The sequence below is a fragment of the Buttiauxella sp. AC038 genome, assembly GCF_979253565.1.
This window is the reverse complement of record NZ_CEEDCQ010000001.1, coordinates 1472411-1488070: the sequence shown is the minus strand read 5'-3', so window position 1 is coordinate 1488070 and position 15660 is coordinate 1472411. Positions and strand designations below refer to the sequence as shown.

Below are 15660 nucleotides of genomic sequence, written 5' to 3'. Positions count from 1 at the left end.
GCAAACCAGGTAAACTGACCGCAAAACAGGTGCGAGACGATAAAGTCGAGACGAGAAATAGATGAAAAAGAAAACTCCGCTCAGCGTTGATGATCAGAACCTTTTCCGTGATTTGATGAGCGGCACAAAAAAATTGGCTCAGGACACGATTGTTCACCGTCCGATGCGTAAGAAAGTGCAGGAAGTGCCGGTGAAACGGCTATTGCAGGAACAGGCTGATGCCAGCCATTATTTTTCTGATGAATTCCAGCCGCGCCTGGCAACAGAAGGCCCCACGCGTTACGTGCGCGAAGATGTCAGTCATTTCGAACTGAAAAAATTCGCCGGGGTGATTATTCGCCAGAATTATTCCTCGATTTGCATGGCCTGACACAGATGCAGGCAAAACAGGAATTAGGCGCGTTGATTGCGGCATGTCGGCGTGAGCACGTATTTTGCGCCTGCGTGATGCACGGGCATGGTAAGCACGTGTTGAAGCAGCAAACGCCGCTGTGGCTGGCACAGCACCCGCACATTATGGCATTCCACCAGGCACCGAAAGAGTACGGTGGTGACGCAGCGTTGTTGGTGTTGATTGAAATCGAAGAGTGGCTGCCGCCGGAGTTGCCATAATCCTGAGTCCGCATCCCGGGCCTCAGAAATACAAAGAGCCGCTATATATAGCGGCTCTTTTTTCATGCTTACGGCAATCAGATAGCTTTAGCTACCTTCAAATTACACGGACTCATCTGCCAGTTGAACACGCCTTTCCCGGTTTCAGGATCAAGTGTGACATTGGCAATAGCCGAAGTACTGAACATCGGTGGTGTTTCCTCTGGGCACAGCTCAGACACCAAATAACCGACTAGCGGTAGGTGAGAAATCACCAGCGCCGACTCAACCCCTTCATTGGCCAGGGCTTGCAAATAGCAGCTCACCAGACCTACATCGCCGCACGGCGTCAATTCCGGCAGAATGTCTTCTTTACCTGGAAGAGTCAGTGCTTCCCGCACAACATCCAGGGTTTGTTCGGCTCGCAGATAAGGGCTCACCAGAACACGTTCGATATCCACAACCTGACCTTTCAACCAGGTCGCCATTACTCGGGATTCATCACAACCACACTGGGTGAGTGGACGTACCGAGTCACTGGCGGCATCGAGAGCTGCGTCGCCGTGACGCATGATAAAAACTTGCATATTGCACCGCTTTTGTTAACCAGGAATGCTTGAATTCCCCTAAAACTTCGAAGGTGAAATTCAGCAGCCGGGCATTGTGCCTTATCCGTACATCGAATGAAACGCTGTTTTTTACCTCAATGGTGCAAGTATAGTCAATCACTGTTCGTTAAGTGAGCGACCAGCATCCATTCACCGAACCATATAATCATGATTCTTTGACTACATTTCCTTCACCAGGGTTCACTTTTCCCCAGAAATTTCGTTGCTCTTCCACCATTTGTAAAAGTCTTTCACAGGGAGTAAAACGCTCCCCGTACTGACTGGCCAGGCGTTGCAGTTGTGCGACGACCTCACCCGCTCCCAGGGTATCCATATAGCGGAACGGGCCACCGAGGAACGGTGGAAAACCAATACCAAACACGCCACCGATGTCACCATCGCGGGCACTGCGAACAACACCTTCATCTACGCAACGAGCCGCCTCATTAAGCATCATCATCACGCAGCGTTGTGCGATTTCTTTTTCTGCCAGTTGCCCTTTAGGTGAAATACCAAGCAGGGTATAGATTGTAGGGTCAACCTGCTTTTTGCTTCTACTCCCTTTCCCTGAATAAAGATAGAAACCACGCCCGTTTTTTCTACCTTTGCGATCGTCATTCAATATTGCTGCAATTTCTGCCGGTGCGGCAAAACGATCTCCGTAAGCTTGCTGAAGTATAGGACTAATTTTAGTCCCCACATCAATTCCCACCTCATCCAAAAGTTGGATTGGGCCAACAGGAAAACCAAACGCCACCAGCGCATTATCAATCTTATCGACAGGCTCCCCTTCCACGAGGCAACGCATCGCTTCGTTAACATACGGTGCCAGAATACGGTTGACGTAAAAACCGGCGCTGTCGCCAACGACAATCGGTGTTTTGCCCTGTTTTTTGGCAAGCTGAACAGTTGTGGAAATGGTTTCCGCACTGGTTCGAGCATGCGGGATCACTTCGACCAGCGGCATTTTATCGACCGGGCTGAAATAGTGCAGACCAATCACTTGCTCCGGACGTGCGGCATTGGCCGCAATATCAGCAATCAGTAGCGAAGAAGTGTTGGACGCGAAAATGGTATGTGGCGCAGCGTTCTGTTCAATTTCCGCGACCATCTTTTGCTTGAGAGCGAGATCTTCAAAAACCGCTTCCACAACGATGTCTCGATTGTGGAAACCGTGATAATCGGTGCCACCGGAAATACGCGCCATTTCACGCTGGCGCTCAGCCGCTTTCATATGTCGGCGGCGTACCTTTTTATCCAGCAAGTCCCAGCTATATTTCAACGCATGGTTAATACCATCGTTATTAATGTCTTTGATACGTACGGGCAATTTGCCTTTAGTCGCGGTGACAAAAGCAATCCCACCGCCCATCAAACCACCACCGAGCACACCCACGGCTTTAATCGGACGCGGTGGTGCATCAGCGCCGTGCTCTTTTTTAAGCTCCGTGCTAGCAAAAAATAACCCGCGTAATGCCGCAGATTGCGGACTCATCGCCAGCTCGCCAAACGCTTTCGCCTCTGATTCGTAACCGCTGAAACTCCCCTGCCCCAGACCGATTTTAATGACATCAATAATGCGCTGAGTAGCAGGGTAATTACCGCGAGTTTTTTGCTCAGTTTTCTTACTCACCATGCTGAACAATAAAGAACGCCCAAGCGGACCGGCTAAAATTCGTTCACGAACCGGCAATGTGCGCGATGCCTGACGGCCTTTGCCCACCAGCTCAACTGCTGCCGTGAGCAGAATTGACTGCGGCACAACTTCATCCACCAGCCCCAGTTTCAGTGCCTGGCGCGGGCGTAATTGTTTGCCGGTCAGAATCATATCGAGGGCGTGACTGACGCCAATCAAACGCGGCAGGCGCTGCGTACCGCCAGAGCCCGGCAGTAGACCGAGCTGCACTTCCGGAAGCCCCAGTTTTGTTTTCTCATCATCGGTACAAATTCGCGAATGACATGCCAGCGCCAGCTCCAGCCCACCGCCGAGACACGCACCGTGAATCGCAGCGACGACTGGGATCGGCAACGCGGCAATTTCCGCCATGATTTGCTGTCCCTGGTGTGCCAGTGCCTGCGCTTCTTGTGCACTCTTGCAGCTTGCAATCATGTTTATGTCAGCACCCGCAATAAAGTTATCCGGCTTGCCAGAGATAAATATCAGCCCCTGCAATGCAGTGTTATCGCGAACCTGTTTGATGATGTTGTGCACTTCCGGGCCGAACGACGCTTTTAGCGTGTTCATCTTTTCGTCCAGCACATCAATTGTCACCACCGCGATATTGTCGAGGCGGATATGTAAGTTGAAAGCAGAAACCTGTTCCATTATTCGGCCTCCAGAACCATTGCCGCACCCAAACCACCTGCCGCGCAGGCGGTGACCAGGCCAAATCCACCACCACGGCGGCGCAATTCATGCAAGGTTTGAGTGATCATACGCGCGCCCGTTGCAGCAAACGGATGGCCGTAAGCAATCGAGCCACCGAGTACGTTAAATTTAGAGTCGTCGACTTCGCCAGTAGCGTGAGCGCGGCCTAATACATCGCGAGCAAAACGTTCGCTGGCGAGCATTTGTAAGTTTGCCAGCGTTTGCGCGGCAAAGGCTTCGTGCATATCGAAAAGCGTCAGGTCATTGAGCGTGATGCCCGCGCGCTCAAGCGCCAGCGGAGTGGCCCACGCCGGCCCAAGCAGCATATCTTTCCAGACATCCACGGCGGTGAACGCATAGCTGCGTAAATAGCCCAATGGCTTCAGGCCCAACTCTTTGGCGCGCGATTCCGTCATCAAGATAATAGCAGCCGCACCATCGGTTAATGGCGTGCTGTTTGCCGCGGTAACTGTGCCGTGTTTACGGTCAAAAGCCGGACGTAGCTTCGCGTAATCAGCAATTGAGGAGTTTTGGCGAACGTTGTTATCTTCGTTGAAAGGCTGGCGATATGGCGGAATGAAGGCGGTCATCACTTCATCCGCCAGTTTCCCTTCCTTCCAGGCAATAGCGGCTTTAGTGTGGGAGCGATGCGCCAGCGCATCTTGTTGCTCACGCGTAATCCCGTGAGTTTTCGCCATTTGCTCGGCGGTGTCACCCATGCGTAAGCCCGTTGAATATTCAGCAACCGCAGGCGGCACGGGCAACAAATCACGCGGGCGTAAACGAGAGAATAATTTCAGGCGCTGGCCCAAAGTACGCGCCTTGTTCACATCCACTAAAGTGCGGCCTAACTTTTTGCTGACGCCAATCGGCAGCACCGACGAAGAATCAGCACCGCCGGCAATACCTGCACGAATAGTGCCCGCCATTAAACTCTCAGCGACATTTGCCACAGCCTGGAAGCTGGTCGCACAGGCACGGCTAACGCTGTAGGCATCGGTATGCACACTCATTCCGGTGCCGAGGACAATCTCGCGGGCGATGTTTGGCGCTTCTGGCATCTGGACAACCTGGCCGAAAACCAGCTGTTCAATCATTTCCGGGGGAATTTCGCTGCGTGCCAGCAGTTCGCTGACCACCATATTGCCGAGATCGACAGCAGGTATGCCGTGAAACGCGGTAGCCTGGCGGGCAAATGGGGTGCGTAACCCACTGATAATAGCAATACGGTCGCCCTGACGGGTTACCAGCGGAAGTGCCTGACTCATAAAACTCCCCTGTTCTTCCCGGCGTCTATGAATCTACAGCGATGTTGCTGTAACTGCATATTTCTGGGAATAAAATTGTAAACGACCAATAGTGGTCTGACCTGATCACAGTTTTAACTAAAAAGTTACAATCAGCCAACCGGGGGACTAAAAAATTGGGAGGGGGAACACGCTTTAAGAGAGGAAAATGACGCTCTCGGGGACGAGAGCGCCAGGAAATATTAACGCAGGCCGAGCTGGAAGATCATGGTTTCAGCCTGGCAGCTGAAAGTGAAATCGATATCCAGACGAACGCCGTCAGCTTCTTCGGTGTAACGCGGAACAATCTGGCAAGGTTCTGATTCTGCGGCACGTGCTTTCTCGGTCAGCGCAGCCAGAGTTTCGTCAGCTTCAGCGCGGGTCGCGAACACGCGGCTGTATGTTGCTGTGCAGTCGGTGTTGTCGATGATAGAGCCGACATCAATACAGCAGCAAACCGGGGTTTCATCAGCAGTGTTCTTACTCATTTTATGATTTCCTCTGTATTTAAAAGGCAAAATGTTTTCAACGAATCTTGTCTATTTTACGCTCCCTGTTGAAGCGACTCCAGTCGTTAATCTTGTCAAAATCCGTAAGTGACCCAAATCACACTTAAAAATGATCTAAAACAAGATTCACCCATTTTGCTAAGTGACGAAGAACCCGATTTTGCCAGGCAGATCTCGTTTCGACGATCAAATTTGAAAATTCTTAGATACAAACTTGCAACATCCTATCTGGTCAGACCTATACTCTCGCCACTGGTCTGCTTTCTATGTAACAGAACAGACCCTACTATTCGCGCTCCTGTTACGGTATGTAACATTGTTTGTATAAAAATAAATCCATTATGAGGTTTTGGTCATGAGCCAGAAAAACCTGTTTACAAAGTCAGCCCTAGCGGTTGCAGTGGCAATTGTCTCATCGCAGGCCTACTCAGCCGGCTTTCAATTAAACGAGTTCTCTTCCTCAGGCCTAGGCCGAGCTTATTCCGGGGAAGGTGCAGTTGCGGATAATGCGGGTTCTGCAAGCCGTAACCCTGCAACTATCATGATGTTTGACCGCCCTTCCTTCTCCGGCGGTGCAGTCTTTGTTGATCCGGGTGTGAATATTTCCGGTACATCGCCAACTGGCCGCAGCACCGATGCTGATAACATCGCACCAACCGCCTGGGTTCCAAACCTCCACTTCGTTGCTCCTATTAACGAGCAATTTGGTTGGGGTGCATCTGTTACCTCAAACTATGGTTTAGCAACAGAATTCAACAATGATTACACCGCAGGCTCTATGGGCGGTAAAACCGACCTGACTACCCTGAACCTGAACCTGAGCGGCGCATACCGTTTAAATAACAACTGGAGTTTTGGTCTTGGCTTTGATGCTGTTTACGCTAAAGCAAAAATCGAACGCTATGCGGGTGATTTGGGTCAAATTGTAGCTGGTTCCGGTGCTTTACCTCCCTCACTGGCAGGCCCGGTTTCTCGTATCCCAAGCGACACCCAAATCGCACACCTGAAAGGTGACGAGTGGGGCTACGGCTGGAACGCCGGTATTCTTTATGAAATCGATAAAAACAACCGTTACGGCTTCACCTACCGTTCAGAAGTTAAAATCGACTTCGACGGCGACTACAAAAGCAACCTGCCTTCTGCTTATAACCCAATCCTGTCAAACTTTGGCTTACCAGCAGGCACCAACGGGCAAACTGTCCCTGGTTCTCTGACACTGAACTTGCCAGAAATGTGGGAATTGTCCGGCTATAACAAAGTGGATCCACAGTGGGCAATTCACTACAGCCTGACTTACACCAGTTGGAGCCAGTTCCAGGAGCTGAAAGCGACCGGAACTAACGGCCAGACGCTGTTCTATAAAGACGAAAGCTTTAAAGATGCGTACCGTATCGCTGTAGGTACCACCTACTTTATGGATAAAAACTGGACCTTCCGTACCGGTATCGCGTTCGATGACAGCCCGGTTCCGGCAGAAAACCGTTCCATCTCCATTCCTGACCAGGATCGCTTCTGGATCAGTGCTGGTACTACCTACGCATTTAACGACGATGCTTCTGTAGACCTGGGCGTTTCCTACATGCACGGTCAGCACGTTGAGATCAAAGAAGGCCCATATACCTTCCAGTCTGAAGGCAAAGCCTGGCTGTACGGTATGAACTTTAACTACGCATTCTAATAGTTAACAGTGACAAAAAAGGCGAAACCGAGGTTTCGCCTTTTTTATATTTATGACCCGTCCTGAATAACGTTGACACATTTTCCAGAGGCTTTAAGGAGGATGTGATGAAACAATACGTTAAACGCACGCAACGCGATTACCCGCTATCCTTTAAATTATCAGTTATTGAACAGGTCGAAAAAGGTGAAATGACCTATCGCCAGGCCCAGAGACGCTATGGTATCCAGGGTGCCTCTACCGTTCTGAAATGGTTACGTCAATATGGTCACCTCGACTGGCAATCTTCCATCAGAAGCTATGTGACAGGAGATAATATGGTCCCGTCTCTTCCCCTCACTCCTGAGCAACGCATTAAAGAACTTGAGCAGCAACTGGCTGAAGCTGAAGGCAAAGCGCAGTTTTTTGAAGCCGTCGTCAAAATCATGAATACTGAATTTGGAGCCGCCCTGACAAAAAAGCAGTTAGCTGCCTTATCGCGCAAACACAAACACCCGGACTGACGGTTGTTAAAATCTGCCGATTTATGAAAATAAGCCGCCAGGCATGGTATCAGGGATGTGAGCGTGAAAAACGCAGAGCAGAGCGCGTGCAACGCATTACCCGAGAGGTCACCACACTCAGGCTCAAGCAGCCGCGGCTGGGGACACGCAAACTCCATTATATCCTGCAAAATACCCCCGAACCGATGCTGCATATCGGACGAGACAGGCTGTTCACTATCCTGAGACTGGCTCATCTTCTGGTCCGCCCCAGGAGGGCCTACCATAAAACAACAAATAGTCATCACCGTTTCCATAGACATCCAAACCTGCTGAAAGAGGGGCCTGGAAAGGTCGTGATATCGAAGCCTGAACAGGTATGGGTCGCGGATATCACTTACCTCCCGACGCAGACGAATACGGTGTATATCAGTCTGGTAACGGATGCATTTTCACGGAAGATCGTGGGCCATCATGTTCATGAAAGCCTGCATACGGAGCATGTCGTGAAAGCGCTCACGAACGCGTTGAAGACACGACGAACAATGACGCCGTTGATCCATCATTCAGACCGAGGATTTCAGTACTGCTCGGGAATGTATCAGTCAGTGCATGAAAAGCATGGACTACTGTGCTCAATGACGGACGGATACGACTGTTACCAGAATGCGCTGGCAGAAAGGATAAACGGGATACTGAAAAATGAGTATTTGTTGAGTCGGCCGGCAGATCTGGAACAGGCGAGAAGGATGGTGGATGAGTCGGTGAAGATCTATAACCATCAACGCCCGCATCTGTCGTTAAAATACAAAACGCCTGATGAAGTGCATCAGGCGTTTTAGAAGCATAAAAGTGTCAACCTATGCTAGGACGGGTCATTATTACCCACTCAATGCTTACTGCGAGTCGATATCTTTCAAGTCATCTTCAATCGCAGCAGCATTCGGATTTGCTGCTGGTGAAAGCTTGCCACCGTTAGCAATAAAGTCGTGGCTCTGGAAGTAAGCTTCACGAACCAAAATGTACGGATCGGATGACTGCTTGAGCAAACCGTCAGAATCCAGCAATTGAGCACGTGTTTCGATGCCTTCAATCGTCCATTTGCCGATAGACATCGGCCAGGTCAGCCAGGACAGCAGCGGATAGAGTGTATCGACATAATCGCCGCCATCTTCACGTAGCGTGAAACTGCCATAGAACGGCAACTGCACGTACGGGCCGTAACCGACGCCATAATGACCTAGCGTAGAACCAAAGCGGTGCGGCTCTTCACGCTGCAGTTTCGGGTTCGCCATGCCAGCAACGTCAATGAAACCACCCATACCCAACAATGAGTTCAGGAAGAAGCGCGTGAAGTGCACCATCCCCTGATACGGATTACCCTGAATGAAGTAGTTCACCATTACGGCGGGCTCTTCCAGGTTGCTGGTGAAATTGCTAATCCCATTACGCGCGGGTTGCGGCACATAATCACGCCACACCACAGCCACCGGGCGGACAACATACGGATCCAACACATTAAAGTTGAAGTTGTACATTGAACGGTTGAACCCTTCAAATGGGTCCGAGCGCCCCTGTGGCTCTTGATCGGCAGAGCTGGCGCACCCGACTAAAAGTGTCGTGGCCAGCGCCAGTCCGGTCAGGCGGAAATTCATATGTGTCTCCCTGTTATTATTTGTCTGCGCTCTCAGGTTTGGTGCTGTCCATACCAGCTTGTGCAACCTGCGCCTGCTCGATGCTTCTTTGCACCACAGCCCGGCGCTGGTCATTTGCCGGTAATACATTAAGCATGACTTGCCATGCACCAATTGCCTCGCGGTAATTTTGTTGTTCGAAAGCGCTAAATGCCAGCAGGCTGAGCACGCGAACATTTGTATGGTCCGTTTTAATGAGCTCTCGCAGCAGATTCCCACCCAGTTGGTTATCTTGCGGCGAGCCACTACGGGTCAATACTTCAGCATAGCCCAGCTTTACATTACTGTTAGTGGGCGACAGTTTATACGCATGTGCAAAAGCTTGTGTAGCGGTACTTGCGTTATTCAGAACCATACCAATTCGCCCCAGCATCATCCACCCCTCAATATTGTCAGGTTCGTGCTGCAACCGGGTGCGTAACCCAAGACCTAGATCGGCCATTTCAGTCATGTTCAGCGGCTCGGCTTCTGGGTCTAATGCGCGCTGTAACAATTGCGGTGTCTGATTTGCGACATTCTGCCAGGCTCGCACCTGCTTCCAGTCAGACGTTTTCAGATAAACGCCAACACTCACTACAATTAACACCACAGCACCGGGTGCGAAAAACCAGAAGTGGGCTTTCCTGGCTGCGGTTTGCAGCTGCGCACTTTCAGGTTCATCACTAAAATGGACCCGCCGTTTGCGGCTGCGCATCACAATCACACCCGCGCCACCAAGAATAAACAGCAATGGCAGCGCCCATAAGACGATAGTGGCAGGCGTCAACGGCGGTTCGTATGTCACGAAATTGCCGTAGCGCTCAACCATGTAATCAATAATCTGCTGCTTCGTTTTGCCCTGCTGCATCAACTCATAAACTTTCAGACGCATGTCAGAGGCAATCATGGCATTGGAATCCGCAATGCTGTTGTTCTGGCATTTCGGGCAACGCAATTGCTCGGTAAGCTGGCGGAACTGCTGTTCTTGCGCTTCGTCTTTGAACTGGAAAGTGTCTATTGCCGCAAACACATTAAACGAGAACAGGAATGCGATGATAATTAGCCATCCACGCTTCATGCGCCTGCCTCCTTGTTGTATTTATCCCACAACGGTTTTAATTCCTGCAGCCAGACGCGATCGTTAAGATCGCCCGCATGGCGATAACGAATGATCCCTTTTCCGTCGATCAAAAACGTTTCTGGTGCACCATAAACGCCCAGATCTAACCCCAGCATGCCGTTGCCATCAAACAGGCTTAGCGCGTACGGGTTGCCTAATTCATTCAGCCAGGTAATCGCTTTGCGGCGGTCATCTTTATAATTCATACCCACCACACGAACGCCCTGCGCTTTCAGGCCGTTGAGATATTGATGCTCTGCACGGCAAGTTGGGCACCAGGTCGCCCAGACATTTAGCAACAAGGGTTTGCCGTCTGTCAGCACTGCCTGGTCATAAGTTTTGCCGGGGTTTTCCAGCGACTCCAGGCGAAATACCGGAACAGATTTCCCTACCAGCGCCGATTCAAGATTCGTCGGATCATCACCCTGCGCATTGCGTGCCAGCTGCCACAGTAGCATTGCCGCCAATAACAAAAACAAAACGAGCGGGATAAATAATATTTTGCGATTCATGCGGCCTCCGGCATGTTTTTACGCTGGCGGTAACGCGGGTCAAATAAACAGAACAGCCCACCGATCGTCATTAATATTCCGCCCATCCAAATCCAGCGCACAAAAGGTTTGTAATAGAGGCGCACCGCCCAACTGCCGTCGTCTAACTGTTCACCGAGAGCAGCGTACAGGTCGCGCGTCACGCCACCGTCAATGGCCGCTTCGGTCATCATGGCACGGTTGCTGTTGTAGAAACGCTTCTCGGCATGCAGCGTGGCTTCAGGTTTGCCATTAAGCGTCACGTCGATAATCCCCACGCCACCCCGATAGTTCGGGCCAGTGAGCTCATGCACATCGCGGAACACAAAGTGGTACTGGTGAATGTCGATGCTGTCGCCTGCTTTCATGCGCACATCACGCTCAATACTGTAATTCTGGCTAAAGGCGATACCGACCACCGTGACCGCCAGCCCCAGATGCCCGAACACCATGCCCCAGTGGCTACGTGGTAATTTCCACAACCCTTTCAGCAAGCCGTAACGGTGTGTGGCACGGTCATAAACTTCGGTTAAGGCCAGCACAAACACCCACACCGCCATCAGTAAACCAACCACCGTCATGGCTTCAACGCGGTCTTGCATCAGCCATGGCAAAATCAAAGCCAGCACGACGGTCACCACCACGGCAACCACCAGGCGTTTAACCAGCTTTTGCGGTTCATCACGACGCCAGCGTACCAGTGGGCCAATCCCGAGCATCAGCGCGAACGGCGCCATTAGCGCGGTAAACATGGTGTTGAAGAATGGCTCGCCAATAGAAATGCTGCCCAGCCCCAGTTGCTTGTGCACTAAAGGCAACAGCGTTCCCAGCAACACCACCAGCATCGCGGCAATCAGCAACACGTTATTGCCGAGCAAAAATGACTCCCGCGACCACAAACTATTGCCGACGCGCGAACGGACTTTGCTGCCTTTTACCGCATACAACAGCAGCGAACCGCCAATCACAATCACCAGGAACGCGAGGATAAACATGCCGCGCGCCGGGTCAGAGGCAAATGAGTGCACCGAAACCAGCACGCCCGAACGCACCAGGAAGGTGCCGAGCAAACACAGCGAGAATGCGGTAATCGCGAGCAGCACCGTCCAGGCTTTAAAACTGCCACGCTTTTCGGTTACCGAAAGCGAATGGATTAATGCCGTGCCTGCGAGCCACGGCATAAACGAAGCATTTTCTACCGGGTCCCAGAACCACCAGCCGCCCCAGCCCAGCTCGTAGTAAGCCCAGGCCGAACCTAAAACAATGCCGATGGTTAAAAATGACCAGGCAGCCAGCGTCCATGGGCGAGTCCAACGCGCCCAGGCAGAATCGAGTTTCCCGGCCATCAATGCAGCAATAGAAAACGCAAACGCCACGGAGAAACCGACATACCCCATGTACAACAACGGAGGGTGGAAGATCAGCCCGATATCCTGCAACAGCGGGTTCAGGTCGCGCCCTTCGACAGGGAAGTCAGGCAGCGTGCGGGTAAACGGGTTTGAGGTGAAAATGATAAATAGTAAGAAGCCGAAATTAATCATCCCCATTACCGCCAGCACGCGGGCAACGGCATCTTGCGGCATGCTACGGCTAAACAGCGCGACGGCAAATGTCCATGCACTTAGCAACAATACCCAAAGCAGCAATGAGCCTTCATGCGCGCCCCAGGTGGCAGCAACGCGATACCAGACCGGTAGCTCGCTGTTGGAGTTATTCGCCACATACAGCACGGTAAAATCGTTCACCACAAACGCATTCACCAACACCAGGAAGCAAGCACACAGTGTGATAAACAGCGCCCACGCTAAAGGGCGTGCAGAAGCCATCAACCGTGAATCATTTCGCGTCACGCCCCACAGCGGGTAAACACTGAGTAACAATGACCAGCCGAGTGCCAGGCAAAGCAAAAAACTGCCAATTTCTGGCATCATGAGGCGTTATCCTTGTAGGCCTGTGGAGCGCGTTGGTGATTTTTTTCCATCGCTTCTTTTACTTCCGGCGGGGTGTAATTTTCGTCATGCTTCGCCAGCACTTCTTTCGCTTCAACCCTGTTACCGGCTTCAAACACACCTTGTGCGACCACGCCTTGCCCTTCGCGGAACAGGTCCGGCAAAATGCCAACATAGCTGACATCCACCACCCCGCTGGCATCGTAGAGTTTGAATGTCACTTTCAGCGTTTGGTTATCACGCTTCACGCTGCCAGGTTGAACCATACCGCCAACGCGCAAACGCTGCCCCACTTCTGGCAACTGGTGGCTTTCACCTTTGCCATACAGGATTTCGCTCGGCGTATAGAACAGGTCGATATTACTGCGCAACGCATACAGCACCAGCGTGATCGTTAGCCCCAACCCCACCAGAACAGAAAGCGCCAGATATAATCGATTTTTACGACGAGTGTTCATTCAGTTCCCTCTGTGTGACGTGCGGCCTGGATCCGTCTTTCTCGTGCCTGTTGGCGCGTGACTGAATTTAAAATGGTGCGGTGCTGCAAACGGGTATGCACCACCAATACCAGCAAAGGGATGAAGGTTAGCGCGACAGCAAGCCAGACATAAAACGCATAGCCCCCCATGGCAAAAAAATCTGTCCAGTTTAAAAATGCGCTGGTCATACGCTTCTCCTTTTATTCGCCAGTTCCATTACCCACGAGCGACGCTGTTCCTGAAGCAAAATTAGGTTGCGCAGGCGCATTAATGTCAGCGTGGCAAACAGCATCAGAAAACCGAAGATAGTCAGGCGTAACGGAGTGCGCATTGATGGGTCAATACTTTGCTGCATATTGGTCGAGCCCTGGTGCAGCGTGTTCCACCACTCCACCGAGAAGTGAATAATCGGTAAGTTCACCACGCCCACCAGCACCAGAATACCCGCAGCACGCCCGGCAAGGCGCCGGTCGTCAAAGGCGTTATACAGCGCAATCACGCCGATATAGAGAAACAGCAACACCAGTTCGGAAGTCAGACGTGCATCCCACACCCACCAGGTGCCCCACATCGGTTTGCCCCAGGCAGAACCGGTCACCAGTGCAATAAAAGTAAATACCGCGCCCACTGGTGCCATCGCCGCCACAGCGAGGTCAGACATTTTCATCTGCCACACCAGGCCGATAAACGCAGCCACGGCCATCGAGCCATAGATACCCATCGACCAAATTGCCGCAGGCACGTGAAGATACATAATGCGATAGCTCTGGCCTTGTTGATAATCCGCAGGGGCGAAACCAAAGCCCCAGATACAACCGACCACTAACAGCACCGTGCTGATAAGCGCAAACCACGGCACCATGAGCCCGCAAAGCTGATAAAGCCGCTCGGGTTTAGCGAGTTGATGTAACCATTTCCACATAATCGTTGCTCACAAAAAAGTTGCTTTGGTGGATGACGCTTCGCTTATCCACCCTACAAAATATTGATACACCATCTTTTGCTTTTATATTTCATCCAACAAAACTGTTATTGCACGCTAATGCGCAGTGCCGCTGCCGTGGCAAACGGGCTTAGCGTAGCGCTTGATGCCAGAAGCGCACCAAGGATGGCCATGTAACCGTCAACCGGAAGATGCATGGAAGCTGCGTCCATTGCGGCGGTGGCGAAAATTAACAATGGGATAGTCAGTGGTAACACCAGCAGACTCAACAACACGCCACTACGTCGCAAACCTACAGTTAAACCCACGCCTGGCGCACCAAGAAAACTCAGCGTCGGAGTTCCAAGCAGCAACGTCAAAGCCATGACTTTCCAGGCGTAAAAATCTAACCCTAACAGCAAAGCAGCGAGCGGCGAAAGAATTAGCAGGGGCAAACCCGTCACCACCCAGTGAGCGGTCACTTTCGCTAACACCACCATCGGCAAAGGGATTGGCAACAGCATCAGTTGCTCAAGCGAACCATCCTGAAAGTCATCGCGAAACAGCCGGTCCATCGCCAGCAACGATGCCAACAGCGCTGCAACCCAAATCACGCCCGGCGCAATGCGCGCCAGCAGTTGTGGCTCAGGGCCAATTCCAAGCGGAAACAAGGTAATAACAATCAGAAAGAACCACAGCGGGTTGGCTATTTCCGCACCTTTGCGGAACACCACACGCAGCTCATGCAGAAAAATTCGGCGCATCATGCCCTTTTCTCCTGCAAATGGATCTGGCGCACATTGCTGACTGCCAGTGGCTGATGCGTGGTGAGAATAACGATGCCGCCTTGTTCGGTATGCAGCTTCAACTGCCGGGTAAGTTTTTCCACACCCGTAACATCAATGGCGGTAAAAGGCTCATCAAGAATCCAGAGCTTTTGCGAGCTCAGCCATAATCGGGCCAGCGCCACCCGGCGTTGTTGCCCTGCAGAAAGTTGATTAACAGGAACATCTTCAAATCCAAGTAAACCAACCTCAGTAAGTGCTTGCCAACGTAGGCTTTCCACACTGTTTGCGTGGTAGAAGCTGAGATTTTCAAAGGCGGTAAGAACTGTTTTGATTCCCGGCTGATGCCCGAGCCACAACAAATCCTGATGATATTGATAGCGCGCACGAGACAGCCCTTCCCCTTGCCACCTCACTTCGCCATTCTCAGGCTGTGCAAGGCCCGCCAGAATCCGTAAAAGCGACGTTTTCCCTGCGCCATTTTTCCCGGCGATTTGCACCATTTCACCTGGTTGTACGGTGAAAGACAACTCGCTAAATAACACGCGGTCGTCACGTACGCAGGTCAGGTTAATGGCATCAAGCATTTGAGGAACACTCCTTGTCTCGGGAAACAAAATCATAACACATCATAGGCTTTGCTCCAGATGGGCGGCCCCATCAGCGGTACTCCAAAAGAG

At 51.6% G+C, this 15660-nt stretch carries 15 protein-coding genes and 1 pseudogene; 3 read left to right on the top strand and 13 right to left on the bottom strand.

Annotation, left to right across the window (positions count from 1 at the left end):
• The first annotated feature begins 61 nt into the window (after positions 1–61).
• A pseudogene (smrB, locus tag AC0IXI_RS07125) lies at positions 62–612 on the top strand (endonuclease SmrB).
• Between the two features lie 77 nt (positions 613–689).
• Here the strand turns inward: smrB and sixA are convergent.
• From sixA to AC0IXI_RS07105, 4 genes are all read right to left on the bottom strand, one after another.
• On the bottom strand, positions 690–1178 hold the full coding sequence (gene sixA, locus AC0IXI_RS07120; protein ID WP_064512773.1) for a phosphohistidine phosphatase SixA: 489 nt from the start codon (positions 1176–1178) through the stop codon (positions 690–692).
• A 187-nt stretch (positions 1179–1365) separates the two neighbouring features.
• Positions 1366–3525 (bottom strand): fatty acid oxidation complex subunit alpha FadJ, encoded by a 2160-nt coding sequence (gene fadJ / locus AC0IXI_RS07115; protein ID WP_471682170.1) that lies wholly within the window; start codon positions 3523–3525, stop codon positions 1366–1368.
• Positions 3525–4835 (bottom strand): acetyl-CoA C-acyltransferase FadI, encoded by a 1311-nt coding sequence (gene fadI, locus AC0IXI_RS07110; RefSeq protein ID WP_064512777.1) that lies wholly within the window; start codon positions 4833–4835, stop codon positions 3525–3527. Before fadI ends, fadJ begins: the two co-directional genes overlap by 1 nt.
• A gap of 221 nt (positions 4836–5056) precedes the next feature.
• Positions 5057–5341 carry a YfcZ/YiiS family protein gene (locus AC0IXI_RS07105; protein WP_064512780.1) on the bottom strand — a complete coding sequence of 95 codons (285 nt, stop codon included), beginning with the start codon at positions 5339–5341 and terminating at the stop codon, positions 5057–5059.
• A 376-nt stretch (positions 5342–5717) separates the two neighbouring features.
• On the opposite strand from AC0IXI_RS07105, the gene fadL reads away from it, so the two are divergent.
• Together fadL and AC0IXI_RS07095 are read left to right on the top strand one after the other, a co-directional pair.
• Positions 5718–7040: a long-chain fatty acid transporter FadL gene (fadL, locus tag AC0IXI_RS07100; RefSeq protein ID WP_413498685.1), complete on the top strand. Its 1323-nt coding sequence runs from the start codon at positions 5718–5720 to the stop codon at positions 7038–7040.
• A gap of 107 nt (positions 7041–7147) precedes the next feature.
• Positions 7148–8364 (top strand): IS3 family transposase gene (locus AC0IXI_RS07095; RefSeq protein WP_471681904.1). Its coding sequence is split into 2 segments (ribosomal slippage): positions 7148–7492 and positions 7495–8364, totalling 1215 coding nucleotides; the frame shifts between segments, so codons are not numbered across the junction.
• A 54-nt stretch (positions 8365–8418) separates the two neighbouring features.
• On the opposite strand, the gene mlaA is transcribed toward AC0IXI_RS07095, so the two are convergent.
• The 9 genes from mlaA to ccmA form a co-directional block, all read right to left on the bottom strand.
• Complete coding sequence (gene mlaA / locus AC0IXI_RS07090; RefSeq protein WP_134185110.1) at positions 8419–9177, bottom strand: phospholipid-binding lipoprotein MlaA; 759 nt, start codon at positions 9175–9177, stop codon at positions 8419–8421.
• 16 nt (positions 9178–9193) lie between these two features.
• Entirely contained in the window at positions 9194–10273 is a 1080-nt protein-coding gene (locus AC0IXI_RS07085) for a cytochrome c-type biogenesis protein CcmH (protein WP_471682169.1), read from the bottom strand.
• Positions 10270–10827: a thiol:disulfide interchange protein DsbE gene (dsbE, locus tag AC0IXI_RS07080; RefSeq protein WP_064512788.1), complete on the bottom strand. Its 558-nt coding sequence runs from the start codon at positions 10825–10827 to the stop codon at positions 10270–10272. The genes AC0IXI_RS07085 and dsbE overlap by 4 nt, the downstream gene beginning before the upstream one ends.
• Complete coding sequence (locus AC0IXI_RS07075; protein WP_471682168.1) at positions 10824–12776, bottom strand: heme lyase CcmF/NrfE family subunit; 1953 nt, start codon at positions 12774–12776, stop codon at positions 10824–10826. Before AC0IXI_RS07075 ends, dsbE begins: the two co-directional genes overlap by 4 nt.
• Positions 12773–13252, bottom strand: coding sequence for a cytochrome c maturation protein CcmE (ccmE, locus tag AC0IXI_RS07070; protein WP_064512792.1), 480 nt, complete (start codon positions 13250–13252; stop codon positions 12773–12775). The genes AC0IXI_RS07075 and ccmE overlap by 4 nt, the downstream gene beginning before the upstream one ends.
• The gene (gene ccmD, locus AC0IXI_RS07065; RefSeq protein WP_471682167.1) at positions 13249–13461 is read right to left on the bottom strand and encodes a heme exporter protein CcmD; all 213 of its coding nucleotides are present in this window, start codon (positions 13459–13461) and stop codon (positions 13249–13251) included. The genes ccmE and ccmD overlap by 4 nt, the downstream gene beginning before the upstream one ends.
• Positions 13458–14195: a heme ABC transporter permease gene (locus tag AC0IXI_RS07060; protein ID WP_471682166.1), complete on the bottom strand. Its 738-nt coding sequence runs from the start codon at positions 14193–14195 to the stop codon at positions 13458–13460. The genes ccmD and AC0IXI_RS07060 overlap by 4 nt, the downstream gene beginning before the upstream one ends.
• A 107-nt stretch (positions 14196–14302) precedes the next feature.
• Positions 14303–14962 carry a heme exporter protein CcmB gene (ccmB, locus tag AC0IXI_RS07055; protein ID WP_064512799.1) on the bottom strand — a complete coding sequence of 220 codons (660 nt, stop codon included), beginning with the start codon at positions 14960–14962 and terminating at the stop codon, positions 14303–14305.
• The gene (gene ccmA / locus AC0IXI_RS07050) at positions 14959–15567 is read right to left on the bottom strand and encodes a cytochrome c biogenesis heme-transporting ATPase CcmA (RefSeq protein WP_471682165.1); all 609 of its coding nucleotides are present in this window, start codon (positions 15565–15567) and stop codon (positions 14959–14961) included. The genes ccmB and ccmA overlap by 4 nt, the downstream gene beginning before the upstream one ends.
• Positions 15568–15660 lie beyond the last annotated feature (93 nt).

Coding starts and splice junctions, on each gene's coding strand:
- sixA (WP_064512773.1), bottom strand. CDS start 1,178: ATGCAAGTTTTTATCATGCGTCACGGCGACGCAGCTCTCGATGCCGCC.
- fadJ (WP_471682170.1), bottom strand. CDS start 3,525: ATGGAACAGGTTTCTGCTTTCAACTTACATATCCGCCTCGACAATATC.
- fadI (WP_064512777.1), bottom strand. CDS start 4,835: ATGAGTCAGGCACTTCCGCTGGTAACCCGTCAGGGCGACCGTATTGCT.
- AC0IXI_RS07105 (WP_064512780.1), bottom strand. CDS start 5,341: ATGAGTAAGAACACTGCTGATGAAACCCCGGTTTGCTGCTGTATTGAT.
- fadL (WP_413498685.1), top strand. CDS start 5,718: ATGAGCCAGAAAAACCTGTTTACAAAGTCAGCCCTAGCGGTTGCAGTG.
- mlaA (WP_134185110.1), bottom strand. CDS start 9,177: ATGAATTTCCGCCTGACCGGACTGGCGCTGGCCACGACACTTTTAGTC.
- AC0IXI_RS07085 (WP_471682169.1), bottom strand. CDS start 10,273: ATGAAGCGTGGATGGCTAATTATCATCGCATTCCTGTTCTCGTTTAAT.
- dsbE (WP_064512788.1), bottom strand. CDS start 10,827: ATGAATCGCAAAATATTATTTATCCCGCTCGTTTTGTTTTTGTTATTG.
- AC0IXI_RS07075 (WP_471682168.1), bottom strand. CDS start 12,776: ATGATGCCAGAAATTGGCAGTTTTTTGCTTTGCCTGGCACTCGGCTGG.
- ccmE (WP_064512792.1), bottom strand. CDS start 13,252: ATGAACACTCGTCGTAAAAATCGATTATATCTGGCGCTTTCTGTTCTG.
- ccmD (WP_471682167.1), bottom strand. CDS start 13,461: ATGACCAGCGCATTTTTAAACTGGACAGATTTTTTTGCCATGGGGGGC.
- AC0IXI_RS07060 (WP_471682166.1), bottom strand. CDS start 14,195: ATGTGGAAATGGTTACATCAACTCGCTAAACCCGAGCGGCTTTATCAG.
- ccmB (WP_064512799.1), bottom strand. CDS start 14,962: ATGATGCGCCGAATTTTTCTGCATGAGCTGCGTGTGGTGTTCCGCAAA.
- ccmA (WP_471682165.1), bottom strand. CDS start 15,567: ATGCTTGATGCCATTAACCTGACCTGCGTACGTGACGACCGCGTGTTA.